Origin of the sequence: Rickettsia monacensis (genome assembly GCF_000499665.2) — a bacterium.
Taxonomy (GTDB): domain Bacteria; phylum Pseudomonadota; class Alphaproteobacteria; order Rickettsiales; family Rickettsiaceae; genus Rickettsia; species Rickettsia tamurae.
The window spans coordinates 570838-596471 of the sequence record NZ_LN794217.1 but is presented as its reverse complement, the minus strand read 5'-3'; the positions used below and the strand labels follow the sequence as shown (position 1 = coordinate 596471).

Genomic DNA, 25634 nt, shown 5'->3' with positions numbered 1-25634 from the left:
CCTTGTTTTTTGTCATTGCGAGGAGACGCCATAAGCGTCGACGAAGCAATCTCGGGTAAATTCCTGAGATTGCCATGCTCCTTTCAGTCGCTCGCAATGACGTTCATTACAAATGCAACAACTCCTTTGCTGCTTTTAAACTTGCCTCGGTGATTGTTTTACCTGAAATCATGCGGGCGAGTTCCTCTTGCTTTTCAGCTAAATTTAAAGCTTTTACCGTTACTTTTGTTTCTTTAATCTAGCTGTGTTTTCTCAACTTTTATATGCAAATCTGCCTTACCTGCCACTTGAGGCTGGTGCGTAATAACTATTACTTGAGTAACGCTACTAAGTTTTTTTAATCGCTCACCTACTTTATCTGCGACCTCTCCGCCAATCCTGACATCTATTTCATCAAATATAATAGATGGTTTTACCGTTTTATCAAACAAAGAAGTTTTTAAAGCAAGCATGAACCTTGATAATTCACCGCCGGAAGCGATTTTATTGATTGCTGTAGCTAGCGTTCCAGGATTGGTAGAAGCCTTAAACACAATAGCATCATTACTGCCGGCTGTCTGCTCTTTTCTAGTTTCTATCTCAATCTCAAAAATTGCTTTCGCCATTTTAAGCTGTTTTAGCTCCTGATGCAACGATTCTTCTAAGTGTTTTGCAGCAATAAGACGCTTTACAGATAAATCACTCGCCAGTTCATAATATTTTTTCTGCAATAGCACTTCTTGAGCTTTTAACTCATTGCTATTTGCTATTTTATTTTTTAATATACCGAGCTGCTCTAAAGATTTATCTAAAAATACACCTAATTCATCAGCGGGAACATTATATTTACGGCTAATAGCTTTTATTAAAAATAATCTTTCTTCTGTTTCTTCGAGATTATATTCCTCGTAATTAAAACTATCTAACAGATTTGATAATTCTTGACGTGCTTCTTCTAGATTATTATAGGCTTCTTCTAAGCTTTTAGCGATAGCTTCAAAACGCTCATTATCGCCTTGCCTTGCTAATAATTTCTCTGCTCTATTAATCGATGTATTTATTTCGGGATTATTAATCTGTTCTAGAATATCTTTTATTAACTGTAACCTTATCTTTATTTTGCAAATCTTTTCGTATATTTGCTAATTTTTCTTCTTCGCCTATTTGAATGTTCAGCTTAGTTAATTCTTCCGTTGCAAAGCTCAAATAATCGATTTCTTGGTCTATAGAATTTTGCTTAAGTGTTATTTCGGCAATTTCTTTCCGAGTATTTTGCCAAGTCTGATAACATTTAGAAAGTTCGGCTCGGAAGTCCAAAAGATTTCCGTAACTATCTAAAATATCACGCTGCGTATTTGCTTCTAGAAGAGAAATATTATTATATTGCCCATGAAGTTCAAATAAGTAAGTAGCTAATTGCTGCATTATAGCCTTATTAACTACTTGATTATTAATGAAAAAATTTTTCCGTCCTTCGGCTTTTTGCAAACACTTTATAAGCAATCACTCTTCAGGTTCAATAAAATTTTGGATCAGAAAATTTTTTATTTCTTCATTTAAAGAGAATATTATATTAACAACAGCGTAATCTTTTCCACGCTTTATTATATTATTTGAAGTTTTATAACCTAGGCAAAATAAAATAGCATCAAGTAAAATAGATTTGCCGGCTCCTGTCTCACCGGTAATAACGCATAAACCTTTATTAAACTCAATTTCCAGCTCGTCTATCAGAATGAAGTTTTTAACTGAAAGACTATGGAACATAGATTTCCTGATTTAGTATCCCTTAACTAGTCTATATGCATAACTATACCATTGACTATCAGGATAGTTGTAACCTAGCACCGAGGCATATTTTTTTGCTTCATCCGGAAGTCCGAGCATCATATAGCTTTCGACTAAACGGTAAAGAGCTTCTACCGAGTGAGAAGTAGTTTGATAATTATCAATTACCTCTTCAAATCTATTAATAGCTGCCATTGGGTTCTTTTTCTTTAAGTAAAACCGACCTACCATCATCTCTTTACCTGCTAAATGATCGTTTACTAGGTCGATTTTTAAAGATGAATCAATAGCATATTTAGTATTTGGGAATTTTGCTATTACGTCTTCAAAACTATCTTTAGCTAGGAAAGTTCTAGATTGATCATGATTTACGTCTGAAATTAACATATAATATGATAATGCTTTAAGGTAATATGCATAAGCAATGTCAACATTTGCAGGATGCAAATTAATGAACATATCAAGCACATCAACCGCTTCTTCATATTGAGCGGCGAGGAATAAAGAATAAGCCTGCATCAATTCGGCTTGCGGCGTCATTTCATTACCTGGATGTTGGTAAAATACTCTTCCGAATTCTTCCGCAGCTTTCTTATATTTCTTCTTTTCTAACAAAGTAACACCTTCGTTATAAAGAGTAGGAATAGGAACTACTATGTCATCACTGTTTTTTTTGCTTTTACATCCGCTGAAAACTAACCCTATAACTAAAAGGGTACTCAATAATTTTGTTAATTTCATAAGAACTTAAATTCAGTTAATAACTAAATATACATATAGGTTTACAGAATTTCAAGGATTCAATTTAAAATCTCACAAAACTTATAAATTCTTGGACTTATTTCTCTACCCAGTGTCCTTTATCATTTTTGTGGTATTTTTTTTTCAACGGCTGACCATGCTACTTTATTTGCAAATGTCTCTCTAGAGTCGTTTTCACGTCTTTTATCGGCATCCTTATATTGCTCAAATGCATGATTGAAAGCTTCACGATAAATATCCTTGGCATGGCTTGGAAGATGATTTTTGACTGAATCAGGTAAATCGTTATTATTTTTATAAGGCATAAAAACCTCCGGTAATATTGATTATTTAACGTCATTGCGAGGAAAAACTATAAGTTTTGACGAGGCAATCTCAGGGGTTTGTTATTATTTCATGAGATTGCCACGCAGCCTATGGCTGCTCGCAATGACGACTCGGTATTCACGACCATAAGCTTTTCATTTTGTTAAAAAAGCTGCCGTCGTTTTCTTTTTCATTTATAGATTCTTTTTTGAATTCTTCTAGTAATTCACGTTGTCTTTTAGATAAATTTTTAGGTACTTCGACATGAATATGCGTAAGCATATCACCCCTAATAGTTGATCTCATTTTAGACATACCTTTGCTGCGTAGCCTTAATTTATCACCGTTTTGTGTGCCTGCAGGAATTGTTAAGTTTACTTTTCCGCCTTCAATTACCGGTACTTCTATCTCTCCTCCAAGAGCGGCATTCACAAAACTAATAGGTAGTTTACAATGTAGATTTGCTCCGTCTACTTTATAAATATCATGTGGTTTTATTGCTATATCAACGTATAAATCACCGCTATTACCGCCTCTAATACCTGCTTCCCCTTCTCCGGTATGTCTTATTCTAGTACCGTTTTCAACACCGGCAGGAATATTTACCGATAAATTTCGTTGTTTATGATAACGTCCCATGCCATGACATTTCTTGCAAGGATTTTTTATAATTTGTCCATTACCTTGGCATTTATGACAAGCTTGTTCGATCGTAAAGAATCCTTGCTGAATTCTAGTCGCTCCAACACCGCCGCAAGCATCGCAAGTAGTTATGGTTTCACCTTTTTCAGAACCGCTACCGTGACAAGTATCGCATTTTACTTCGCTAGAAAAGCTAATATTTTTTTCTATACCGTGAAATGCTTCCTCTAGGTTAATTGTCAGATCATATTTTAAATCCGAGCCTCTAACTTTAGCTGAAGTTGGGCGTGATGATCTTCTGCTGCCTCCCATAAAGTCGCTAAAGAAGTCACCGAATATATCGTTAATATCAGGATGAAAACCGCCATGATTTCCTCCTCCTCGTGATTGTTGGTTTTGAAAATTATCATGCCCAAAGCGGTCATAAGCGGCTCTTTTCTGTTCGTCTTTTAAGACATCATAAGCAGCATTTATTTCTTTAAATTTCTTTTCAGCATCTTTAGCGGTAGTAGTATCAGGGTGATATCGCTTGGCTAGTTTGAGGTAGGCTTTTTTAAGGTCAGCTTGGCTAGCTGTTTTACTAACGCCTAGTATTTGGTAATAATCTTGTGACATGAAATTATGTTATATGTTTGTTTTATATGACGATGTCATACCGTGACTTGACCACGGTATCCAGTGAAAACATAAAATGTACACTTTAAGTTGTTTTCTGGACCCCGTGGTCAAGCCACGGGGTGACAATTATTACTTCTTCTCTACATCTTGAAAGTCGGCATCTACTATTTTTTCATCATTAGCGGCACTTTCTTCAGCAGGTTGGCTCTCGCTTTGTGCTTTATACATCGCTTCACCGATTTTCATGCTAGCTGCAGTTAAGCTTTCGGTCTTTTCTTTAATCAAAGCAGCATCTTCTGACTCAAGAACGGCTTTTAAAGTAGCTAGTGCTTCTTCAACAGCTCCTTTATCGTCTGATGATAATTTATCGCCATACTTTGTAAGAGTTTTTTCAGTAGAATAAACTAAACTATCGGCAGCATTTTTTGCTTCAATAAGTTCCTTACGCTTTTTGTCTTCATCGGCATTCTGCTCGGCATCTTTAACCATTTGTTCAATTTCCGCATCGCTAAGACCGCCGGAAGCTTGAATAGTTACTTTCTGCTCTTTACCACTTGCTTTATCTTTAGCCGAAACATGCACTATTCCGTTAGCATCAATGTCAAACGTTACTTCTATTTGCGGTAAACCTCTTGGTGCAGGAGGTATACCTTCGAGATTAAACTGACCAAGTAATTTATTATCTTTTGCCATTTCACGTTCACCTTGGAATACTCTAATAGTTACGGCATGCTGATTATCGTCAGCAGTTGAGAATACCTGACTTTTCTTAGTAGGTATAGTAGTATTACGATCGATTAATCTTGTAAATACGCCACCAAGAGTTTCAATGCCAAGGGATAGAGGCGTAACGTCTAATAATAATATATCCGTTACTTCTTTATTAAGTACTCCGCCTTGAATAGCAGCACCGAGAGCTACAACCTCATCGGGATTTACGCCTTTATGCGGCTCACGTCCGAAGAATTTTTTTACGGCTTCTTGTACTTTCGGCATTCTAGTCATACCGCCGACTAATACTACTTCTTGAATATCAGAAGCTTTAAAACCTGCATCCTGTAGTGCTTTACGGCAAGGCTCAATAGTTTTCTCAATTAAATCATCTACTAATTTTTCAAGTTCTGCTCTAGTAAATTTAATATTTAAATGTTTCGGTCCTGTGCTATCAGCCGTAATATAAGGTAAATTAATATCGGTAGTTACTGCAGAAGATAGCTCTTTCTTAGCTTTTTCTGCTGCTTCTTTCAAACGCTGAAGTGCTAAAGGATCTTTACTTAAATCTATACCGTTTTCTTTTTTGAATACATCTATTAAATGGTTTAATATTCTTGTATCGAAATCTTCACCACCAAGGAATGTATCGCCGTTTGTTGATTTCACTTCAAAAACACCATCAGCGATCTCAAGAATTGAAACATCGAATGTTCCGCCGCCAAGATCGTATACTGCAATAGTTTTACTTGCCGATTTCTCGAAACCGTAAGCAAGAGCTGCAGCAGTCGGCTCGTTGATTATTCTAAGGACCTCAAGACCTGCTATTTTACCAGCATCTTTCGTTGCTTGACGCTGTGCATCATCAAAATAAGCAGGTACAGTAATTACTGCTTGTGTTACTTTTTCCCCTAAATAACTCTCGGCAGTTTCTTTCATTTTTTGTAAAATGAATGCACTAATTTGGCTTGGTGAATATTTATTGTTATCAGCTTCAACCCATGCATCATTATTATCGGCCTTGACTATTTTATACGGTACAATACCTTGGTCTTTTTTAACCATGGGGTCAACAAACTTTCTACCGATTAGTCGTTTTACTGCATATACTGTATTGCGAGGGTTAGTTACTGCTTGCCTCTTAGCTGATTGCCCAACTAATTTTTCGCCGTTTGCAAAAGCTATTATTGACGGCGTAGTTCTCTCACCTTCTGCATTTTCTATTACTTTCGGTTCTTTACCTTCCATGACTGCAACACAAGAGTTGGTAGTTCCAAGGTCGATACCTATTACTTTTTCCATAAGATTCCTCGTTTTCTTTATTTTATTTTTGTTTATTATTAGTGTTGTAGTCTTTATGTCATTCCCGCGTAGGCGGGAATGACATAAAGACTACAAATCCTTTAATTATTGTGCTATGACTTTTTATTTGATATAGTGCGGCTTAAATGATTTTACAAGAGGTGAACATGAAAAAACTACCGATTTTACTAAAACTTTTATTTATTATTAATTTAGTTTTCCAGAATAATATAGTTTTTGCATCTTCTGAAACAAGCAGTGCTATATTTGAAAAAGCGAAGAAAGCAATCGTAACAATTGATACTAGAATTGCCGTATCGGCATATGATGATACAAGTAGTTGGACAGGAACGGGATTTATTAACGATAAGAACAATGGTTATATAATTACTAATACTCATGTTGTCGGCGGTGCGTCTATCGGAACTTATTTTGTTACTTTTTATAATGGGGAGCAGGCAGAAGCAAAGCTTATCTATTACGATATTTGGCAGGATTATGCCGTTCTAAAAGTAGAGAGCAAAGATATACCGGCATCGGCAACACAAATAGCTTTCTCAAACGAGCTTCCAAAATTAAATCAAAAGGTTTTCGTAGTCGGTAACACGGAAGCAAAAGGTTTTTCTTTCCATACCGGTTATTTGTCCGATCTTTATAATATTGAAGGTTTAATGCCACAATGTACTTATGTTATTAATTTAAATAGTACCGGCGGTGCTAGCGGTTCACCGGTGTTAAACAATAAGATTGAGGCTATAGGAGTATTATATGGTGGGGGTAAAACTCATTCTCTAGCACTGCACGGTGATTATGTAGCTCGCACTTTAGACAGTTTAAAGAATAATAAACAACCGAGCAGAAAACATATAGGAATAATAAGCGAGTTATATTCTTTAAATAAAGCAGTTAGACATCATAATTTCCCTAAAGAAGAAATGGACAAATATATAAATAAATTTCCTGATAGTAGAAATAGAGTGATAAGCGTTAAGGCAGTTCTAGCCGGTTCGCCTGCTGAAAAATCTTTAAAAGCCGGTGATATTATTTGGGCAGTTAATGATAAGGAACTCGGCGGTAATCTAGCATTATTTGATAGAGAAATGGATAATTTCAAAGGAATAGCTATTAAACTTACTATATTTCGTGACGGAAAAAAGCTAGAACAAGCAGTAGATTTATATGATGTGAACAATAATAAAATCGCTAAAATGATAAATTTTGGCGGTGCAGTATTTTTTGAAGCCGATGATTATTTTAGTAATAAATCAGGTATTCCGCTTAAAGCTCTAAGTATAGCTTCCGTTCAATCCGGTAGTAGCTTTAGCTCTATACCGACGTTTTTTACCAAAGATTATAAAAATGTTTATAGATTGCAAATTTTTGAGATGAAAGATTTGGCTTTGAGTAATCTTGACGATTTGGTGAAATTCTTACCTGCTATTACTAAAGAGAAATTTATAACGGTTAGATTTAAAAATTATCAACCTTACTATGCTAATTTTGGTTATAACGAACTCATCTCGTCACATGATAATATAATTGCGGATGTAACTTTGGATTCTATAGATACTAAGCCTTATATATTAAAGTATAATACTATTTCTCATGACTGGGATATGGAAAATATAAAACTTCAGTAACTAATCCATTGTGATAAATTAACAATTCTTATAGCTCAGAGTAGTTCGCCAACTAGGTCATTTTTGTGTGGATTGGTAAATATTCTTTATGTTATTCCTGCAAAAGCGAGAAAGCATTGTTGCGTGGATACATACCTAACCCCGATTATGGATAAGAAATACATGGTTTATTAGGTTTAAGTTGGTAAGCAATAAGAGCAGAGAATAGAGAAGTAAAGAAATTAATAGGTGATCGATGTCTGGAAGGAGTAATATTAAAATTCTCTTTTATGTAGCCAAAAATGGTTTCGATAATGAATCTCTTCCTTAAAAGGATTTTATCCAAAAGAGGTAATAAATAGTTTTTCATATCCTTTCTTATTCCGGTAATTTTTATTAAACCTTGCTTATAAAGTTTTGTAAACATTTTTTCTGAAATAAACCCCTTATCATCATAACACTTACCTTTTAGACCTTTTTGATAACCATTGCTTCAAATGCAATTCTGTCATCAACATTACCTTTGGTAATTTTAACAGCAATAATTTCTCCCTTATCATTGATTATCATATGAAGCTTGAATCCAAAAAACCAATCGACAGAACTACGTCCCATTTTTGCAAGATTATTAAAAGTTCTGTTAGAATTAATTCTGATATTTTTACATACTGCAAAATGTGTGGAATCTGCATAATAAATTCCCGTTCTTTTCCCACTTAAGTAATGTAACATCACAATCAATGGCAGAAATAATGAAGGAATAAGCTGAACAAATCTCTCATAACAAGGTGGATTCCTGAACAAATTACCATTAATAATAAAGTTTTGGTAATAAGCTTTTAAATGTTTATATGCACTAAAATGGTAAAAATCATTATTGAGAGTTCTTCACTTAAGGAAAGCTTACCTTCTCTAAATCTTTGCTTATTACTTTTCAGCAATTGATGTTTTACCCATTTCTCATAAATTTTACAAAATTTATCTACTATACAAAATATTGTAGTATATTTACACATGTTATTAAACCTTTATTTTACTCCTTCAGTGCCCTATTTATATAAGGTTTAATAACTCTTGTAACCTTCCTTCCTCTCTATTCCTTATCCATAATCGGGGTTATTTTAAGTTATTTTTCTGGATACCGTGGTCAAGCCACGGTATGACACGAATGTGTTTTTCTATCCACGCAACAATGTCTTACAGGAATGACATAGAATGCATTTTTCTAAACATTATTAGTATATCAGGTATCTACCACGCCTATCACAAAATAGGGCTATAGTTTTATTTAGAAAATGGTGCCAATGTGGGGATTTGAACCCCAGACCTACGCATTACGAATACGCCGCTCTACCAGCTGAGCTACATTGGCTGAAATATGATTATATTATGCTGAGATATGGATTCCTACGAGACATGTTTCGTCATTGCGAGCGACTGACAAGGAGCGTGGCAATCCAATAAAAAATTTAAAATGCTAAAAGACTAGCATCCTTAATTGGATCCCGTGGTCAACCACGGGGTGACAATGAAACATCTTTATAAATGCGTCGAAAATCTTAAATGGAAATGCTGCGTATCATCATATTTCTTCTTCTTAACCGGGAAACCCCAATCCATTCTGATCGGTGCAAAACGTGTTACCCAAATAAAGCCGAAACCAACGGAAGCTCTAAGCGATTTATCGTTATAAAAACCGTTTGGAGTTTGATATTGTTTCTTATTTAGACCTACTCCCCAAACGCTTCCTAAATCCATAAAGACTGCACCGGTTAAATTAAATTCCTCAGGTACAGGTGTTGGGAAATTAAGCTCTGTTGAGAATGTGTAATATCGCTCACCGCCAAGTCCTTCGTTAGTGACCTTTTCACGAGGTCCTACACCACCGCTTGCAAAGCCTCTTAAACTATAATCACCTAAATTAAAGCGATCGGAAATTCTAATAATTTTTCCTCCAAGTCCTGCAATATCGCCTCCGGAAGCAGATAATTTTAAAGTAAGCTTGTTATGTATGAAAGATTTATAATATTTACCGTCAACTTCATGCTTTATATATTTGTTATCACCTCCAACGCCGGCAAATTCTTGTGTGCCGCTTACTAAATAACCGTTCTTTGGAACAATTTTGTTATCGGTTTGGTCATAAGTAATAGTATGTCCTATAGCAGAAGTAATGAATCTTCCCATTTGCTCCTTTAAGAATATTGAGCTTGATGGAGTTGGAGCACTTAAAATATCACGTTTGATTAAATAATCTATTTCGTGACCTAAATCCTCTTTAATTTCATAACCAAGAGAAGTTTTGACTCCTATAGAGTGTAACTTATAACTTTGATCAGTTGTATTTAATACACTAGCACCGCGTCCGGTATAGTTTCTAAATGCGTTTACGCCAAGTGATAAATCACGATCTAAAAAGTGCGGTTCGGTAATACCACCGTAATAGCTTGTAGTGTTTTTACTTACTTGTACACCGGCATTAAGCAGTTTCCCGGTACCGACTAAATTACGCTCTAAGAAAGAGAAACGTCCGAATAAACCGCCGGCAGTATTATATCCTAAATCAAAACCTATAGAGGAAGTAGATTTTTCATCAACTTCAACGTTAACATCATATTTATCTTTAGCTTTAGTCGGAGCTAAGCTAATTGCTACTTTCTCAAAATAATCTAAATTTCTAAGATTACGCTCACCTTTTTCAATATATGAACGATTAATTATATCACCTTCTTCTGTTTTAAATTCTCTTCTTATAACATGGTCTTCGGTTTTAAGGTTATTAATAATATTAATTTTATTAATATAAACTTTGTCGGCTTTCTCAATAATAAATTTAATATCTGCAGTATGATTAGCATTTTTCATTATATCCGGATAAACATTTACTGCAGGGTAACCGTTCGCTGTAAAATGTTCTCCGATTTTTTCAGCTATATCATCAACCTTTTTCATATTGAAAACCTTGCCTTGCTTAATATTAACAATTTTATTAAGCGGTGTTATATCTATATTAGTTAATTTATTGTCTATTGTAATATTACCGAAGCTATATTTTTCTCCCTCTTCAATGGAATAGGTAAGGGTGAAATATTCTTTAGTATTATTGAGTTCTGCCGATGCCGAAATTACTCTAAAATCTGCAAAACCTACAGATTGATAAAACTCTCTCAGTAATTCTTTATCATACTCCACTCTATCAGGATCGTAAGTATCGTTACTTTCTAAAAAACGAAACCAACGAGATTCTTTAGTTAAAACAATAGATTTAAGTTCTGAATCACTATAATTTTCATTACCACTAAAATAAATATATTTAATAACGGTTTTTGGTCCTTCTGCTATATCAAAAATAACCTTAACTCTGTTGTTTTCTAAATTTTCAATTTTAGGTGTTACCGTGGTAGTAAAACGTCCGCTACGTTTATAAATTTCTAATATTTTCTTTACATCTAATTCAATTTTAGCTTGGCTAAGAGATTCGCCTGACATTGTATAAATTTCTTTAGCGAGCATATTAGTTTTGATTTTAGAATTACCGCTAAATACTACGCTACTTATAAAAGGCGTTTCAGTAACGTTTACTATTAAATTACCATCATTTGTTATATGCATGTTTATATTTCTAAAAAGTGAGGTGGCATATAAACGTTTTATTGCCTCATCTTCTTTAGAATTATTATATGTTTCTCCTACCTTAAGCTTTAAATAGCTATCAATAGTAGAACGCTCAACCCTATGGTTACCTTCGATAGTTATTTTACGAATTACAGAGTCAGCTAATGAAATATGATAATAAAAAATCGTTAATAATAAAATTGTTAACTTACTAATTGATCTGATTTTCACCTAAAACCTTCTTTAAGATTTAAATATTCTATGGTTTAATGCATTAGTTACAAATTCATCGTCATTGCGAGGAAATTGCATAGCAATTGACGAAGCAATCCAGTAAAAATTCTGGTTTACAGAATTTTTTTATTATTTTTTCTGGATTGCCACACAGTCTATAGCTGCGGTGTTGTTGCATGGATCGAAAAACCTACTCGATGTCATCCCCGCGTATGCGGGGATCCAGAAAAATAACTTCAAATGTTGATATAGAAGTTACATATTTGATAAAATAAACATATAAAAAACAAGTTTTTTATATGTTTTACTGGATTCCCGCCTACGCGGGAATGACATAAAACGATCCATGCAACAAGGTATACGGCTGCTCGCAATGACGATAAAGCTCTCCTATACTAATGCATTTAAACGTAATTAATTTACTCCACTATAGTAGATAATATAAACGAGAGCAAGCAAATCTATAATTTAGGAAAACAAATTTTGTATATCGTTGGAAACAGAAATTATAATAAGAAAAATTATGATTATTGCTACCTAATTGTAACTAAATATTTTTAGTCTTAGGATTCGGTAATTTATTTGTAATTGCTTCATATAATATAAATACTAAATGTCCGCCGTCAAGCACCGGTATAGGTAGTAAGTTAAGTAACCCTAAATTAACGGAAAGCATTGCTATAAATAATAGATACATTTGACCTCCCCCCGCTATAGATTTTCCTGACTCTTTAGCAATAGCTACCGGTCCTCCTATCTCATCGAATGAACGTTTCCCTACAATCATTTGCGATATTGCTTTTAGAGTTAAAGCAGACATATCTATAGTAGTATTAATAGCTTCCCAAAATCCTCCTAAAATTCCTATTTTAGTATGAATAGGTTCATTTTTAGCTATAATACCGATGCGAAGAGTTTTCTTAACTTTCTTTTCTTCGGGAGGCGATATAATTATTTCTTGAGGCATTATATTAACGATAAATTCCTCATTTTTTCTTTCTATAGTTAAAGTAGAAGGACTAAAGCCGTTAATTAATATTTCTTTCTGTACGTCCCCGAAATCTTTAACAGATTTATCATTAACCTTAACAATTTTATCTCCTTCTCTTAAGTCTGCTCTCTCTGCCGGTGATGAAGCTACTACGTCACCTATTATAGGAGGAATCTCTGTTTTTCCAAAGTAACAATAAAAACCTGCAAATATTATTACGGCAAGTAAATAATTAATTAACGGACCTGCTGCAACTATTAAAAAACGTTCTAAACAAGATTTAGCATAAAAAGCTACTTTTTCGTTAATTTCTTCAGTCTTATCCATAAGGCTGCGATCATAGCCGTAAATCTTGACATAGCCGCCAAGCGGTATAAGACAAATCTTCCACCTAACTCCTTTTTTGTCGGTAATACCTATTAGTTCTTTACCGAAGCCTATCGAGAATTCCTCAACTTTTACATTAAAATATCTAGCAATGCAATAATGCCCAAACTCATGGATAAATACCAAGATACTAATTGTTATAATAAATCCGATTATAGAGAGCATAAAAATTTTATAAGTTTACTAATAAATTATTTTAAGGTATAAATTGCAAGGTTACAGATATCATTTCGTCATTGTGAGTGATATTGTTGCAGGGTTTGAGTTTCTTAATGTCATCCCGCGACTTGATCGCGGGATCTAGTCTTTTTTTATTTTTTTTCTGGATACCGTGGTCAAGCCACGGTATGACACTGAACGTAATACTCACTCGCAATGACGAAAATTAAATTTTAAATTTCTTTTCTCTATGAGTTCAAATAAAATTAATAAAAAGTCGATTGCACGTATTGCAGCAGTGCAAGCTATTTATCAAAACATATTGCAAAATAACGACGATATGGATGATATCATGCAAAATATACTTTCTTTTTATCAAAATAATAATTCTATAACAGATTTACCGGAGAATTTAAAAATATCATTAAGTATAAGTCATTTTAAAATGCTGGTAAAGTCAGTATTTGAAAATATTAATAAACTAGACGAAATTATAGACAATCATTTAACAAATGATAAAGATCCTGCACATATGCCGATCTTACTCCGAGCTTTATTGCGTGCCGGTATATGTGAGCTATTATTTTGCCCTACTACGTCTGCTAAAGTAGTAATCAACGAATATACGGATATAGCAAATGACATGTTAAATGAACATGAGATCGGTTTTGTGAATTCTGTATTAGATAAAATAGCAAAAGAGTATACTCGTTTAATTTGAAAAATTGGCTACGTCATCCTACAAGTACTCCGGTACTCACGTATTAAGTATACGCTCCGTTCCTCGTCTTGTGGATTCCTTGCTCTTTTCCAAATTAAACTTCGTCTACTTATTATTCATTATAAAAGATTTTATGACAAATAATTTAAGCGGTTATAGAAATAAATTCGTTAGAGTCAAGAGTTCTAAAAAACGTACCGTTTCCTCTAATAACTGGTTAAAACGCCAATTAAACGATCCATATGTTGCAAAAGCACGCATTGAAGGCTTTAGGTCGAGAGCTGCATATAAACTATTTGAAATTCATGAAAAATTTAAACTTTTTACTCCTAACATGAAAATTGTTGATTTAGGGGCAGCTCCTGGGGGATGGAGTCAAGTAGCTTCCAAGCTTATTAAAGCTTCGGATAATAGCTTAAATAATAAAATAATCTCTATAGATTTATTAGAAATCGAACCTATTGCAGGAGTTGAATTTTTTCAAAAGGACTTTTTTGAAGAAGATACGGAAGAATTAATTATTCAGGCTTTAGACGGTAGAGCTGATATAGTAATGAGTGATATGGCATCAAATACCATAGGTCATAAAGCTACAGACCATATAAGAACCTTACTTTTATGTGAGCAAGCTTTTGAATTTGCTTTAAAAGTACTAAAGCCCTCCGGTCATTTTATTGCTAAAATTTTTCGTGGCGGTGCAGAAAACGAATTATTAAATAAAGTGAAGCGTGAATTTAGAACGGTGAAACATTTTAAACCTTCATCCAGCCGCAGCGAATCTACGGAAATCTATTTAGTTGCTCTAAATAAGAAATAATCAATATGAAAGGCGAAAGGCGGTTTCCGCCTTTTATATAAATTGTTATTTTTTTATTTAACATACTATTTAACATACTAGAGGATAATTACTTATATCTCCTGTTGTTTTGACTTCTTGAGCGTATTCTTGACTGCAGCTTTGAAAATCATTATACATCTCAACTAAATTAGCTCCAGTTTCAGTTTTAACTATTCTATTATATAAATTATTTTTTAAATTTAGAGTATTTTTAGCATATTTTTGTATTCCTGCTTCCCAATCATCTACGGTTAAAGTAATATTCTGTTTAAAATCAGAGAAATTAACAAGTCCATGTTTACTGATTCCGGCTATTATTTCCTCAAAGCCTTCAACTATTCCATTAATTCCTAGGTATTTTATAACTTTTTGTTTGGCAAAATTATATAAATATGATGCCCATTCTTCTGATTGTGATAGTTCTGTTTTTTTACCAGGAAGTACCATTGTTGTTTTTCCCAAATGCTTATTAGTAATATTAATAAGATTATGTTTTGCATTATATATCTTGGAATGGGTAGCTAGCTCTTCTATTGGAGTTGTTACTTTTCCGGTAAAGAAATTTTTTTTTATGGCTCTTTCAATTATCGGTTTTGAGCCAGGGCTGTCAAAAGTTGTAGATTTATTAAAATGTAAGTTGCGAGAATGTATTTCTACTGAGGTTAAATCTGCAATTATTGCTCCAAGTGAATGACCGCTAGTATTAAAACTATATTCTATGGCTTTACTTAAGCCGCCTAATTTGTTAATTACTTCATTAACAAATTCCTGAAGCGGAGTTAGTTTAGTAGGTAAATAGTGAAGAGTGATAAGCCCATCATCTAATAAATCATATATATTGAATTTTGTGCCGGCACTAGCAATATGAACTTCTTTAGTTTCTTTATTTATAAATGCGACGGCTTTATAACCATATTTAGCAGTGCTGACATGATCACATGAAGCAGTCAGTATTTCCCAGCCGCTATCTGTTAATTGTTCATTGACCTTTGATGCTTCTAGATTATAAACATTTAAATCATCTGTTTTATATGCGAGGTCTAACCCTATATAAGCAAGTTTTTTAGTGCTAATATGTTTAGAATTTTTGTGCTTAGACATATCTACCTCTTTTTTATTGGTATTACCATAAAATATGGTTTTTTCTAAAAAATGTCAAGTATTAATATTAATTAACTTAATTATTAAATAAAGGTTGACATTTGGTTACCTTTGTTATATAGTGCATTTGCGTTATATAAAACCATGAAACATGGCAACTTAAAACAAGGAGATAAACTATGTTTACATTATTACGTAATTTATTCGGAAGTAATAAACCTATTACTTACTTATCTTTAATAGAAAAAGCAAAAGCAGATTATAGTTTTTATACAAAATTAGCATCAGGAAGTTTTCTTGCAGGAATAAGTAGTTTTTTTTCATCTAGTAGTTGGCTAAGCAAAATACCTTTAATAACAGGGGCTGTTTTTGGTACTAGTTATGGGGCAAAAGGTATTATGGATAGTAATGAACAAATAAAGCTTTTTACTAAAGCTCATGAAGCAACTAAGGTTGAAGAGTATTTGGCTATTTCGGGGTTAGGAAGTTTTGTATACGGTACTGCTATAGATAAAAATGGTATAGATAAATTTACCGGTAAATATATTGAAGGAATAAACGGTAAGATAATATCTAATGCAATAACTCGTGTGCCAACCTTAAGTTTAACGGAAGACGGCGTTGGTTACAAACATAGTGGTGGTTATGAAATATTAGAATCAACAGATCGTGCGTTATATCAGGAAATACCTGGCGTGAAAGGACAATATACAAATAAATTAGTTCTAGATACTAGTATTCTTTCTTTACATAATTGTATTATTCAGCAGCTAATACAAAATGGCTATTCAAGTGAAGATATTGAAAAAGCTTTAAGTTTAGAAACTGTTGAAAAGAGAGACAGTTACAAAAATAAGCAATTAGCAGAATACAAGCCAAATTTGACAAGTAAGTTATGGCATGGTACAGAGAAAGCTATGCAAAATAAAGAAGTAGAACTTTCAAAAGAAATACAGAAATATGCTAAAATAAATGAAGCTTATGAAGCATTATTTAATTATCATACTTCTAGTACTAGCGAAGAACAAGAAGAGCAGTTTTATAGCCTTGATTATAATAATCATAATGATGATCAAACTAATGATGATCAAACTCAAATCTTAGGAGATGAAGGATATATATCTGATATTGCCTAGTAACTAAATACAAAATTTTCTAGAGAGTAAGGTTATAGATTATAACCTTACTCTTTTTTATTTAATAACCTCTTTAGCTCTCTTTTCAAAAGCCACAATCATTTTTTCTGTTGCTTTGGTAAAATAAGTGCCGATTAATTTATCCAGTATTACGGACTTCATTTTAAAATCAATAAAGAATTTTAATTCAGTTTCTGCTGTGCATGGAACAAATTGCCAAGTACTTTTTAAATATTCAAAAGGTCCTGAAATAGCTACCGTATTAATCAAATATATTCCATCATCTGTTATTTCGCTTGTAACCCGTGAGTTATATTTTTCTGAAAAGCCTTTTAACTGAATTACTAATTCGGCAATAACCTCTTGATTATTTTCTGAAATGATTCTAGCGGCGGCACACCAAGGCAAGAATTTAGGATAAGACTCTACATCCCACACCAAATCAAACAATTTCTGCGGCTGGTAAGGTAAAACCTTAATTTGCTCAAATGATGGCATAATATTAGAAATCCGTGACTTTACCTTTATGTTGCCAATCGCCGTATCTTGTCGGTTCTAGACCTTTAACACCACCAATTTCTTTTTCTTTTGGCAAATTTTCTTCTTCTGATATATTATTATCTTTTTTATCGTCCATAGTACTAAATATATGAAATATAATCGTATTTATATTAATAGTCGTTTAGCTGAAAATAGCAAGATAGAATTAGCAGGTGATCATGTTCATTATGTTAAAACGGTGCTACGTCTTAAAGTAAATGATGGCTTGCGTATCTTTAACGGTATGGATGGAGAATTTTTAGCACAAATTACCGATATAGGTAAGCATAACTTATCGGTTAGGCTTAAAGAACAGTTAAAAAAGCCTTATACAGAATCTACTTTAATTATTGCTATATCTATAATAAAGCAAGATAAATTAATGCTTGCAATAAATATGGCTACGCAACTCGGTATAACTAAAATTATTCCGTTAATTACTAGGCGATGTCAATTTAGATCGGTAAATATCGAACGTTTAACAAAATGTGTAATTGAGGCAACAGAGCAATCAGAACGTCTTACTCCCCCGATAATTGAAAAAGCTATCACAATACAAGATTATCTTAAAAAGAATAATAATTTGATGTTATATGCTAATGAACATGAAAAAGAAGAAAATTCTATATTACGAATTTTATCATCACTTAGTAATATATACTCTTGCGAAATGAAGAGGGGTTATACGAAGAACAACTTGGAAAAGAGCAAGGAGTCTGTAAGCCGAGGAGCGGAGCGTATACTAATACGTGAGCATCTGAGGACTTACAAAGACGACGTAGCCAATTTTTCAAGTTCATCGAGTATAACTATTATTGTAGGACCGGAGGGAGGCTTTACTAATGATGAGCTGGAACTTCTTGCCTCATATAAGAATACAAAATCTATAAGTTTAGGAAGTAATATATTACGTGCTGAAACAGCAGCAATAACTGCTATAGCACAGGTGAGGTTGTGGTGTGGATCAGTCTACCCCGTGGTTTGACCACGAGGTCTAGTTAAAAATACTAATATTATTAGTATTTTTAGTTATTTTCTGGATACCGTGGTCAAGCCACGGGATGACACCGAGTGGGTTTTTTGAGTCATACAACAAGATCTTTAGTTGGTTAGCTCATGACGAAAAGGCGTTTACTTCGCCTTTTCTATTCCGGGTTTACAAAATAGCTTACCTAAACAAAGGAAAGAATATACACCACAAAAGCCTATAATTATATAAAGTATGGTAACAATAATTGGAAATGAGCTAAATAAAAGTGTGACTAAATTAAATAATCCGACTAAGCCCCAATTTATAGCACCTATAGAAGATAATAAATGTATAGTAGTAATAAGCGGATTATTAGAAGTATTTATTAACATATTTAAGCTCCTTTTAGTTAAACGTAAAAGACCTTGTTGTGTGGCTCATACCTCTGTCATCCTGCGACTTAATCGGCGTTGTTGCATGGATCAAAAAACCTACTCGATGTCATCCCCGCATAGGCGGGGATCCAGAAAAATAACTTCAAATCGATATAGAAGTTACACATTTGATAAAATAAACCTAAAAAAACAAGTTTTTATAGGTTTTACTGGATTCCCGCCTACGCGGGAATGACATGAAACGATCCATGCAACAACGCAGGTCAAGCCACATGATGACGCTGTGTGCGCTTTCCGAGCCATGCAACAAAACTAACGTAACCCCGATTATGGATAAGAAATACATGGTTTATTAGGTTTAAGTTGGTAAGCAATAAGAGCAGAGAATAGAGAAGTAAAGAAATTAATAGGTGATCGATGTATGAAAGGAGTAATATTAAAATGTACAAGTTACGACTTAATCTGACAGAGTTGAGTAATCAGGCAGCTTGATGGGCAATCATCAAATTGTCTGATATTCTCTCTATATTACCAATATTTTTATCTATATTACCAATATTACCAATATTTTTATCTTTAGCAATATAAAGTGAATCTGTAAAAGATTGCATTGGTGTTTTACCAAAGCAATGTTTACCGGAATGAGGTCTTGCATTATTGTAACTCACAAGCCAGTTATCTATATCTGTTTGCAATTCATCAAGTGAATTATAAAATTTTTTGCGGAATAGAATGTGATAGCACTCTTCCTGCATAGTTTTATGGAAACGCTCACAGATACCGTTGGTTTGAGGACTATATGCTTTAGTTTTGGAATGATCGATATTCTCAATGCCAAGATATAGTTGGTAAGCATGGTTTTCTGGTTTTCCACAATATTCCGTACCTCTATCAGTTAATATTCTAAGCAGAGGGATATCATGGTTTGCAAAGAATGGAATAACCTTATCATTTAAGTGGTCTGCAGCTGTAATAGCCGTCTTTTCGGTATAGAGTTTACAAATAGCTACTCCTCAATAGGTATCGACAAAAGTTTGCTGATAAATACGGCCTATGCCTTTAATATTACCAACATAGTAAGTATCTTGTGAACCAAGGTAGCCAGGGTGCATAGTTTCTATTTCACCACTAGCTTCACGTTGGTTTTTAACTTTTTCAAGAACAGCAAGTTGATTATCACTTAAAACAATACCATCATTTGCTACTTTAGTCTCTAGAGCTTTTAGACGTTTTTTGAAACTTTCTAAATCATGACGTAACCACACAGATCTAACTCCGCCACCAGAAATGATTATCCCACTCTTGCGTAATTCATTAGCAGCACGTTCCTGACCAAATGCTGGAAATTCAACAGCTATATTAACTACAGCATCCTCTATATTTGCGGGCACACGATTCTTAATGCAAGCTTTACGTCTAGTCATCTCATATAGAGCTTCCCCCCTCCCCACCTTGATCATGGAGCTCTTTGTAACGATAAAATGTATCCCTGCTATAACCCATTACTTTGCAAGCTTGTGATACATTCCCTAATTGTTCAGCGAGTTTTAATAAACCGATTCTTGGCTTTATGATTTTTTCTTGATATGTTGTCATCTGACAGTCTCCTTTTTAGTAGGTTGTTAAAACTTGCCAGGTACTATCTTATCTTTTTTCTTCGTACCCAACAATCCTTAACTGTCAGATCAATTCTTTACTTTTACAATTAAACCTTGCTTATAAAGTTTTGTAAACATTTTTTCTGAAATAAACTCCTTATCATCATAACACTTACCTTTTAGACCTTTTTTGATAACCATTGCTTCAAATGCAATTCTGTCATCAACATTACCTTTGGTAATTTTAACAGCAATAATTTCTCCCTTATCATTGATTATCATATGAAGCTTGAATCCAAAAAACCAATCGACAGAACTACGTCCCATTTTTGCAAGATTATTAAAAGTTCTGTTAGAATTAATTCTGATATTTTTACATACTGCAAAATGTGTGGAATCTGCATAATAAATTCCCGTTCTTTTCCCACTTAAGTAATGTAACATCACAATCAATGGCAGAAATAATGAAGGAATAAGCTGAACAAATCTCTCATAACAAGGTGGATTCCTGAACAAATTACCATTAATAATAAAGTTTTGGTAATAAGCTTTTAAATGTTTATATGCACTAAAATGGTAAAAATCATTATTGAGAGTTCTTCACTTAAGGAAAGCTTACCTTCTCTAAATCTTTGCTTATTACTTTTCAGCAATTGATGTTTTACCCATTTCTCATAAATTTTACAAAATTTATCTACTATACAAAATATTGTAGTATATTTACACATGTTATTAAACCTTTATTTTACTCCTTCAGTGCCCTATTTATATAAGGTTTAATAACTCTTGCAACCTTCCTTCCTCTCTATTCCTTATCCATAATCGGGGTTATATTATAAATGTAGCTCATTATGAAAATTATGATGATGCGATGAATTGTATTATCAAAAATTTAAATAATCCTGAAGAATTAATACAAGCTGCGGCACTTCAAGCTTTAGGAATCTTAGCTTATAGGTTTAGCAATATTAAAAAAATTAATATTACCTATTTTGTTTAACAACTTAAATAGTAAAAGTGAGAGAATATTATATGAAACTAAAGATACCTTAGAGCAAATTACTTACCATGTAATAAGATTAAGAAGAAAGATTTATTTGGAATATTTTAAAAATGGAATTGATTTTTTTTACTGGAAAAACTTTAAAAAGATATACAGATAAAACACTAATGTTCTCCTTAAATAATGAAGAAGAAAAAGTAGAGTTTATTTTAAGTTTCTGTCAAAATTCTTTAAATTACAAAGAAGCATTAGAGGTCTGCCTGTATTTTCTTGAAAAAAAAAGAAAATGAACAAATATATAAAACTGCTTTTCAAGGACTTAGTTATATAGTAATCAGATTTAAAAAAATAGATTTTGATATTATATTACCGTTTATTAAAAAATTTATAAATCTAGATAAAAGTTGTGTTCATATTTATACAGACTCTTTTTTAGTTAATATAGCAATTATGATACCTGAACTAAGAGAAAAAGTAATACCTTTTTTGAAAAAAACAAAATCACCTTACTTAAAAGAGATACAAGCCTTAAATCATTGAACATGGCTATATTGCATGGTATCGGTTAAAGGTTTGATATTACTAAAGAATATGGTCATAAGACTGGTCATCACCCAGATGCTCACATTGATTTAGAGGAATGGACAAAATGGGAAGAATTTTTTAAATCTAAAAAATAAAAAAATATTATGAAACATAGAATGATGTGGCTTTTATCTCCTGCACTTAGATGGGAGATATTTGCTACTTTTAAAGAGTTAGCCAATAAAGAATTACAGTTAACAAAATGGGTAGATTCTAAATATAAGCATTCTTTTTGGGATGAATTATGCTTTTGTATTGATAGGCTTTTTAATGATGTTAGACAAAACATCACAAATTAAAATTGGTCTTACTATGTATAATCAAGAAGAAGTAGAAAAAGTAAATAAATTCAGTCATTTCTTTTATGATTTAACAGAAGAAATAGAAGGCGAAAAGCCAGATATAGAATATTACGGTCACCCACAGTGGCAAAAGATTATCGATGACGCAACAGAACTAGTAGAGATAATGAAGCAAAATAACAAAGCTAATGAGTTCAGTGAATGTTTAGCTCAATTCAATCAATTTAATATAGATGAATATGAGGATTATGACGATTTTGCTATAGCAGAAAATACTAAAAATGGTTATAAACTAAGATAAGTAATTCAAGTTAGTGAAAATATATCCCTGTTCTAAATTCTTATAACTGTATACTCTTAAGCAGTTACAGCCGTTTAGAGCAGGAATTGTTATTAAAAGCGATGCAGCAAACATGCTTTAATATCACCAAAACCTCGAAGCATACTAGGGTACTTAACGAACTATCTAGCGGAGTATTTTGTGCAGCATGTAGTCATTAACCCTATTGGTACAGCACTTTACAGTGTGCAGCGAGCAGTTACAACTATTGATGCGATCTCGAAGATAGACCCAATCATTAGTGATATTAAAGAGCAGGCAATTAATATTATCACCAAGCTAGCTGAGCGAGCTAATGTTAGGCTGAACGGCAAAACAATAACCAGCCAACATGCAGCAACTCGTAATTCTTTAAGCCATAATATCGGCAAGATTGCGGCAACTACTTTGATGAACTGTATTAACTGTAAGGTCACCTTTAGTATTTTAAACTGGATCCCAATACAAATGAGCTAGGATGACAGGGTGGAATTGATCCATGCAACAACACCAATGCTACACGGGAATGACAATAAGGTCTTTTTAAGAGTGGTGTAAAACAAAACTACCTTTTTTAGGCAATTCCATTATACTTTGTAAAGAATTATAAGTTTTTGCTAAAAAATAATACATACTTAGCTTTATATAAAAAGTGAAAGCAAATTTTCACCTTTTATATTCAACATTCTTAAGCCGAATAGCAGATTATGTAATAATTCGCTATTCGTGTTAATTAACTATTATCTTTTTTCTTGGAGGAATATAGATTGTTTCATCTTCAACATGCGAAATCTTTTCTAAAAGTCCGATAAAACGGTCTTTATTAGGTACTAGCTTTACTATTGCCCACCCCTCTTCTATTGATTTCTTTATACGTTCTATATCAGATTTATGCTCTGAAAAAGATATAATTTTTTGTGCTGGGTTTTGCATATTAATAAATTAATTATAGTAAATATTTTTTAATAAATCAATTACATATTTATTATTTGCTAAACTAAATATAAATAAAATGATTACCATATATTATGTCTTGTCTACAGTTTAATTAAAAATTAAAAGTTGTACAACAATTTTTTATTTTAAACATATATTTTTATGTCACTTATTAACTTTATTTAATTTAAACTGTATAATGTATAATTTATTATGTCAAATGATAATTTGCAACCGCCTGCTCTTTCTAAAAAGCAATTATTTGCTTTTTTTGGTATGGTTGTCGGAATGTTTATGTCGGTACTTGATATTCAGATTGTCGCTAGCTCATTATCCGTAATAGCTGCCGGTCTTGCTGCATCAAGCGATGAGCTTTCTTGGGTTCAAACATCGTACTTAATAGCTGAAGTTATCATTATTCCTATTACCGGCTTTTTAGCAAGGTTGTTTTCTACTAGAATTTCTTATTTTATTGCAGCTTACGGTTATGAGCGTATTATGTTCGCTTGCAACTAATATTGAATCCATGATTATCTTTAGAGCATTACAAGGATTTTTTGGCGGTGCTATGATACCAACGGTCTTTAGTACCGTTTTTATAATTTTTCCTGCATCGCAACGTCCTACCGTTACTATCTTAATTGGACTTGTCGTAACTGTTGCCCCTACTTTAGGACCTACACTCGGTGGATATATTACGGAGATTTTATCATGGCATTTTATGTTTTTATTAAACGTCATACCCGGTATTTTCGTATGCACGGTAGTTTTTTTATATGGGGATTTTGATAAACCAAATTATAAATTACTGAAAAATTTTGATTTTCTTGGTATATTATTAATTGCTTTAACGCTCGGCTTATTACAGTATGTTTTAGAAGAAGGAAACAAAAAAGGTTGGCTTGAGGATAATTTAATATTATTCTTAAGTATTGCAGTAGCTTTATGTTTTATTTTATTAATCATTAGAGAACTAACCTTTATTAATCCAATTTTAGACTTAAAAACATTTCTTTATAAAGACTTTATTTTTGGTTGCCTTTATTCGTTCGTTATGGGTATCGGATTATACGGGGCAATATATATATTACCGCTATTTCTCTTTACTATTGCCGGATATGATACATTACAAATCGGGGCTACTATGATGGTGACGGGCGGAGCACAATTTTTATCTGCACCACTCGCCGGTAGAATGTTAGGGCTAGGAGTAGATTTACACCTGATGCTTATTATAGGGCTTGGAGGGTTTGCTCTTGGATGTCATTTGAATAGTTTTCTAACGCCTGACTCTAAATTTGCTGCATTTGTGCTTCCTCAATTTGTTAGAGGGCTTTCATTAATGTTTTGTTTTATACCGACTAATAATATAGCTCTTGGCAATATGCCAAAAGAAAGAGTAGGAACGCTAGCGGGCTTTATAAGCTTACTCGTAATTTAGGAGGAGCGGTAGGGCTTGCAATAATCAGTACTATACTTACTAATGATACTAAAACCTTTATGCAATATTTATCGAAAAATATCTCGTCTACTTCTATAATGGCATTAGAACAACTAGATTCTTACACTGAATTATTAAGCGGAAAAGTTTTGAATCCCGAAAAAGCATCATATTTGTTATTAGCAAACAAATTAAATAATGATGCTTTTGTAATTGCAATAAATAATATATTTAATATGATAGGGCTGTTATTTGTATTTATAATGCTACTAATACCTTTTACTTCAAATATCAAATTAACCGAAAATGTTAATGCTCACTAAAATTAAATTTATATTATATTTTCCTTGGTTATTATTAGAAATATGGAAATCAGCTTTCTCGGTTATTAAAATAATTTGGCAAAGAAAGATAGGGATAGAACCGATTTTTGAATGGGTTGACGCAGAAGGGCTAGAAGAAATAGGCGAAATAATGTATGGTAATTCGATTACTCTAACTCCAGGTACAGTAACACTTGATATAAATAATAATATGTTATTAGTGCATGCACTTAATAAATCATCGATTACCGACCTACAAAGAGGTATAATGATTAAAAAAATTAAGCAGATATTAAAAACAACTTGAAGTAGA

The 25634-nt window shown here is 32.9% G+C and carries 23 protein-coding genes, 1 tRNA gene and 6 pseudogenes; 12 read left to right on the top strand and 18 right to left on the bottom strand.

Annotation, left to right across the window (positions count from 1 at the left end; genetic code table 11):
- Positions 1-106 precede the first annotated feature (106 nt).
- From recN to dnaK, 5 genes and pseudogenes are all read right to left on the bottom strand, one after another.
- Positions 107-1746 (bottom strand): annotated as a pseudogene (gene recN, locus RMONA_RS03085) (DNA repair protein RecN).
- Between the two features lie 12 nt (positions 1747-1758).
- Positions 1759-2508, bottom strand: a complete 750-nt coding sequence (locus RMONA_RS03080; RefSeq protein ID WP_023507598.1) for an outer membrane protein assembly factor BamD — start codon at positions 2506-2508, stop codon at positions 1759-1761.
- 122 nt (positions 2509-2630) lie between these two features.
- Positions 2631-2834, bottom strand: coding sequence for a ChaB family protein (locus RMONA_RS03075; protein WP_023507597.1), 204 nt, complete (start codon positions 2832-2834; stop codon positions 2631-2633).
- Positions 2835-2973: 139 nt separating this feature from the next.
- The gene (gene dnaJ, locus RMONA_RS03070) at positions 2974-4092 is read right to left on the bottom strand and encodes a molecular chaperone DnaJ (RefSeq protein ID WP_023507596.1); all 1119 of its coding nucleotides are present in this window, start codon (positions 4090-4092) and stop codon (positions 2974-2976) included.
- 132 nt (positions 4093-4224) lie between these two features.
- Positions 4225-6108, bottom strand: coding sequence for a molecular chaperone DnaK (gene dnaK, locus RMONA_RS03065; RefSeq protein WP_023507595.1), 1884 nt, complete (start codon positions 6106-6108; stop codon positions 4225-4227).
- A gap of 146 nt (positions 6109-6254) precedes the next feature.
- Here dnaK and RMONA_RS03060 point away from each other — a divergent pair, with 146 nt between their 5' ends.
- On the top strand, positions 6255-7748 hold the full coding sequence (locus RMONA_RS03060; RefSeq protein ID WP_037231227.1) for a S1C family serine protease: 1494 nt from the start codon (positions 6255-6257) through the stop codon (positions 7746-7748).
- Between the two features lie 145 nt (positions 7749-7893).
- Here RMONA_RS03060 and RMONA_RS08115 read toward each other — a convergent pair whose 3' ends face one another.
- The 5 genes and pseudogenes from RMONA_RS08115 to rseP form a co-directional block, all read right to left on the bottom strand.
- Positions 7894-8154, bottom strand: a complete 261-nt coding sequence (locus RMONA_RS08115) for a transposase (protein ID WP_023507102.1) — start codon at positions 8152-8154, stop codon at positions 7894-7896.
- Between the two features lie 41 nt (positions 8155-8195).
- On the bottom strand, positions 8196-8459 hold the full coding sequence (locus RMONA_RS08110) for a transposase (RefSeq protein ID WP_023507103.1): 264 nt from the start codon (positions 8457-8459) through the stop codon (positions 8196-8198).
- 564 nt (positions 8460-9023) lie between these two features.
- Positions 9024-9099, bottom strand: a tRNA-Thr gene (locus RMONA_RS03045).
- A gap of 167 nt (positions 9100-9266) precedes the next feature.
- Positions 9267-11573, bottom strand: a complete 2307-nt coding sequence (gene bamA / locus RMONA_RS03040) for an outer membrane protein assembly factor BamA (protein WP_023507592.1) — start codon at positions 11571-11573, stop codon at positions 9267-9269.
- A 471-nt stretch (positions 11574-12044) separates the two neighbouring features.
- Positions 12045-13119: pseudogene (rseP, locus tag RMONA_RS03035) on the bottom strand (RIP metalloprotease RseP).
- 244 nt (positions 13120-13363) lie between these two features.
- Between rseP and nusB the strand changes: the two are divergent.
- On the top strand, positions 13364-13834 hold the full coding sequence (gene nusB, locus RMONA_RS03030) for a transcription antitermination factor NusB (RefSeq protein WP_023507590.1): 471 nt from the start codon (positions 13364-13366) through the stop codon (positions 13832-13834).
- 133 nt (positions 13835-13967) lie between these two features.
- Positions 13968-14651, top strand: a complete 684-nt coding sequence (locus tag RMONA_RS03025; RefSeq protein ID WP_023507589.1) for an RlmE family RNA methyltransferase — start codon at positions 13968-13970, stop codon at positions 14649-14651.
- 69 nt (positions 14652-14720) lie between these two features.
- Here RMONA_RS03025 and RMONA_RS03020 read toward each other — a convergent pair whose 3' ends face one another.
- Positions 14721-15773 (bottom strand): hypothetical protein, encoded by a 1053-nt coding sequence (locus tag RMONA_RS03020; RefSeq protein WP_023507588.1) that lies wholly within the window; start codon positions 15771-15773, stop codon positions 14721-14723.
- A 179-nt stretch (positions 15774-15952) separates the two neighbouring features.
- On the opposite strand from RMONA_RS03020, the gene RMONA_RS03015 reads away from it, so the two are divergent.
- The gene (locus RMONA_RS03015; protein WP_023507587.1) at positions 15953-16909 is read left to right on the top strand and encodes a hypothetical protein; all 957 of its coding nucleotides are present in this window, start codon (positions 15953-15955) and stop codon (positions 16907-16909) included.
- Positions 16910-16966: 57 nt separating this feature from the next.
- Here the strand turns inward: RMONA_RS03015 and RMONA_RS03010 are convergent, their stop codons facing one another.
- Together RMONA_RS03010 and RMONA_RS08100 are read right to left on the bottom strand one after the other, a co-directional pair.
- A complete protein-coding gene (locus RMONA_RS03010) occupies positions 16967-17407 on the bottom strand; it encodes a type II toxin-antitoxin system RatA family toxin (RefSeq protein WP_023507586.1) in 441 nt (146 codons plus the stop codon).
- A gap of 4 nt (positions 17408-17411) precedes the next feature.
- Positions 17412-17537, bottom strand: a pseudogene (locus RMONA_RS08100) (DUF1674 domain-containing protein); the annotation flags it as partial.
- A gap of 21 nt (positions 17538-17558) precedes the next feature.
- Between RMONA_RS08100 and RMONA_RS03005 the strand changes: the two are divergent.
- Positions 17559-18434: a 16S rRNA (uracil(1498)-N(3))-methyltransferase gene (locus tag RMONA_RS03005; protein ID WP_023507584.1), complete on the top strand. Its 876-nt coding sequence runs from the start codon at positions 17559-17561 to the stop codon at positions 18432-18434.
- A 12-nt stretch (positions 18435-18446) separates the two neighbouring features.
- On the opposite strand, the pseudogene RMONA_RS10215 reads toward RMONA_RS03005, so the two are convergent.
- The 4 genes and pseudogenes from RMONA_RS10215 to RMONA_RS02990 form a co-directional block, all read right to left on the bottom strand.
- Positions 18447-18542, bottom strand: a pseudogene (locus tag RMONA_RS10215) (permease); the annotation flags it as partial.
- A gap of 38 nt (positions 18543-18580) precedes the next feature.
- A complete protein-coding gene (locus tag RMONA_RS03000; protein WP_008581250.1) occupies positions 18581-18811 on the bottom strand; it encodes a DUF378 domain-containing protein in 231 nt (76 codons plus the stop codon).
- Positions 18812-19293: 482 nt separating this feature from the next.
- Positions 19294-20410, bottom strand: a pseudogene (locus tag RMONA_RS02995) (IS481 family transposase).
- 89 nt (positions 20411-20499) lie between these two features.
- Complete coding sequence (locus RMONA_RS02990; RefSeq protein ID WP_052701310.1) at positions 20500-20856, bottom strand: transposase; 357 nt, start codon at positions 20854-20856, stop codon at positions 20500-20502.
- A gap of 427 nt (positions 20857-21283) precedes the next feature.
- On the opposite strand from RMONA_RS02990, the gene RMONA_RS10875 reads away from it, so the two are divergent.
- The 5 genes from RMONA_RS10875 to RMONA_RS02970 all read left to right on the top strand — a co-directional run bounded on the left by RMONA_RS10875 (position 21284) and on the right by RMONA_RS02970 (position 23098).
- Positions 21284-21412, top strand: a complete 129-nt coding sequence (locus RMONA_RS10875; RefSeq protein WP_023507582.1) for a hypothetical protein — start codon at positions 21284-21286, stop codon at positions 21410-21412.
- A gap of 273 nt (positions 21413-21685) precedes the next feature.
- On the top strand, positions 21686-21955 hold the full coding sequence (locus RMONA_RS07315) for a hypothetical protein (RefSeq protein WP_023507580.1): 270 nt from the start codon (positions 21686-21688) through the stop codon (positions 21953-21955).
- Positions 21956-22104: 149 nt separating this feature from the next.
- Entirely contained in the window at positions 22105-22299 is a 195-nt protein-coding gene (locus RMONA_RS02980; protein WP_023507579.1) for a hypothetical protein, read from the top strand.
- A gap of 13 nt (positions 22300-22312) precedes the next feature.
- Complete coding sequence (locus RMONA_RS02975; protein ID WP_157699820.1) at positions 22313-22603, top strand: hypothetical protein; 291 nt, start codon at positions 22313-22315, stop codon at positions 22601-22603.
- A 180-nt stretch (positions 22604-22783) separates the two neighbouring features.
- Positions 22784-23098, top strand: a complete 315-nt coding sequence (locus tag RMONA_RS02970; RefSeq protein ID WP_023507577.1) for a hypothetical protein — start codon at positions 22784-22786, stop codon at positions 23096-23098.
- 252 nt (positions 23099-23350) lie between these two features.
- On the opposite strand, the gene RMONA_RS02965 is transcribed toward RMONA_RS02970, so the two are convergent.
- On the bottom strand, positions 23351-23554 hold the full coding sequence (locus tag RMONA_RS02965; protein WP_023507576.1) for a DUF2674 domain-containing protein: 204 nt from the start codon (positions 23552-23554) through the stop codon (positions 23351-23353).
- Between the two features lie 216 nt (positions 23555-23770).
- On the opposite strand from RMONA_RS02965, the pseudogene RMONA_RS02955 reads away from it, so the two are divergent.
- A pseudogene (locus RMONA_RS02955) lies at positions 23771-25321 on the top strand (DHA2 family efflux MFS transporter permease subunit).
- A complete protein-coding gene (locus RMONA_RS02950; protein WP_037231214.1) occupies positions 25305-25628 on the top strand; it encodes a monovalent cation/H+ antiporter subunit E in 324 nt (107 codons plus the stop codon). Before RMONA_RS02955 ends, RMONA_RS02950 begins: the two are co-directional and overlap by 17 nt.
- The last annotated feature ends 6 nt before the right edge of the window (positions 25629-25634 follow it).

Bases quoted from the DNA above. Each gene is read 5' to 3' on its own strand.
- RMONA_RS02980 (WP_023507579.1), top strand. From the start codon at position 22,105: ATGAAACATAGAATGATGTGGCTTTTATCTCCTGCACTTAGATGGGAG.
- RMONA_RS02975 (WP_157699820.1), top strand. From the start codon at position 22,313: ATGTATAATCAAGAAGAAGTAGAAAAAGTAAATAAATTCAGTCATTTC.
- RMONA_RS03005 (WP_023507584.1), top strand. From the start codon at position 17,559: ATGAAATATAATCGTATTTATATTAATAGTCGTTTAGCTGAAAATAGC.
- RMONA_RS03000 (WP_008581250.1), bottom strand. From the start codon at position 18,811: ATGTTAATAAATACTTCTAATAATCCGCTTATTACTACTATACATTTA.
- RMONA_RS02990 (WP_052701310.1), bottom strand. From the start codon at position 20,856: ATGTTACATTACTTAAGTGGGAAAAGAACGGGAATTTATTATGCAGAT.
- RMONA_RS08115 (WP_023507102.1), bottom strand. From the start codon at position 8,154: ATGTTTACAAAACTTTATAAGCAAGGTTTAATAAAAATTACCGGAATA.
- RMONA_RS03080 (WP_023507598.1), bottom strand. From the start codon at position 2,508: ATGAAATTAACAAAATTATTGAGTACCCTTTTAGTTATAGGGTTAGTT.
- RMONA_RS10875 (WP_023507582.1), top strand. From the start codon at position 21,284: ATGAATTGTATTATCAAAAATTTAAATAATCCTGAAGAATTAATACAA.
- dnaJ (WP_023507596.1), bottom strand. From the start codon at position 4,092: ATGTCACAAGATTATTACCAAATACTAGGCGTTAGTAAAACAGCTAGC.
- nusB (WP_023507590.1), top strand. From the start codon at position 13,364: ATGAGTTCAAATAAAATTAATAAAAAGTCGATTGCACGTATTGCAGCA.
- RMONA_RS02965 (WP_023507576.1), bottom strand. From the start codon at position 23,554: ATGCAAAACCCAGCACAAAAAATTATATCTTTTTCAGAGCATAAATCT.
- RMONA_RS08110 (WP_023507103.1), bottom strand. From the start codon at position 8,459: ATGTTACATTACTTAAGTGGGAAAAGAACGGGAATTTATTATGCAGAT.
- RMONA_RS03060 (WP_037231227.1), top strand. From the start codon at position 6,255: ATGATTTTACAAGAGGTGAACATGAAAAAACTACCGATTTTACTAAAA.
- RMONA_RS03025 (WP_023507589.1), top strand. From the start codon at position 13,968: ATGACAAATAATTTAAGCGGTTATAGAAATAAATTCGTTAGAGTCAAG.
- RMONA_RS03010 (WP_023507586.1), bottom strand. From the start codon at position 17,407: ATGCCATCATTTGAGCAAATTAAGGTTTTACCTTACCAGCCGCAGAAA.
- RMONA_RS03020 (WP_023507588.1), bottom strand. From the start codon at position 15,773: ATGTCTAAGCACAAAAATTCTAAACATATTAGCACTAAAAAACTTGCT.
- RMONA_RS03015 (WP_023507587.1), top strand. From the start codon at position 15,953: ATGTTTACATTATTACGTAATTTATTCGGAAGTAATAAACCTATTACT.
- RMONA_RS02950 (WP_037231214.1), top strand. From the start codon at position 25,305: ATGTTAATGCTCACTAAAATTAAATTTATATTATATTTTCCTTGGTTA.
- dnaK (WP_023507595.1), bottom strand. From the start codon at position 6,108: ATGGAAAAAGTAATAGGTATCGACCTTGGAACTACCAACTCTTGTGTT.
- RMONA_RS03075 (WP_023507597.1), bottom strand. From the start codon at position 2,834: ATGCCTTATAAAAATAATAACGATTTACCTGATTCAGTCAAAAATCAT.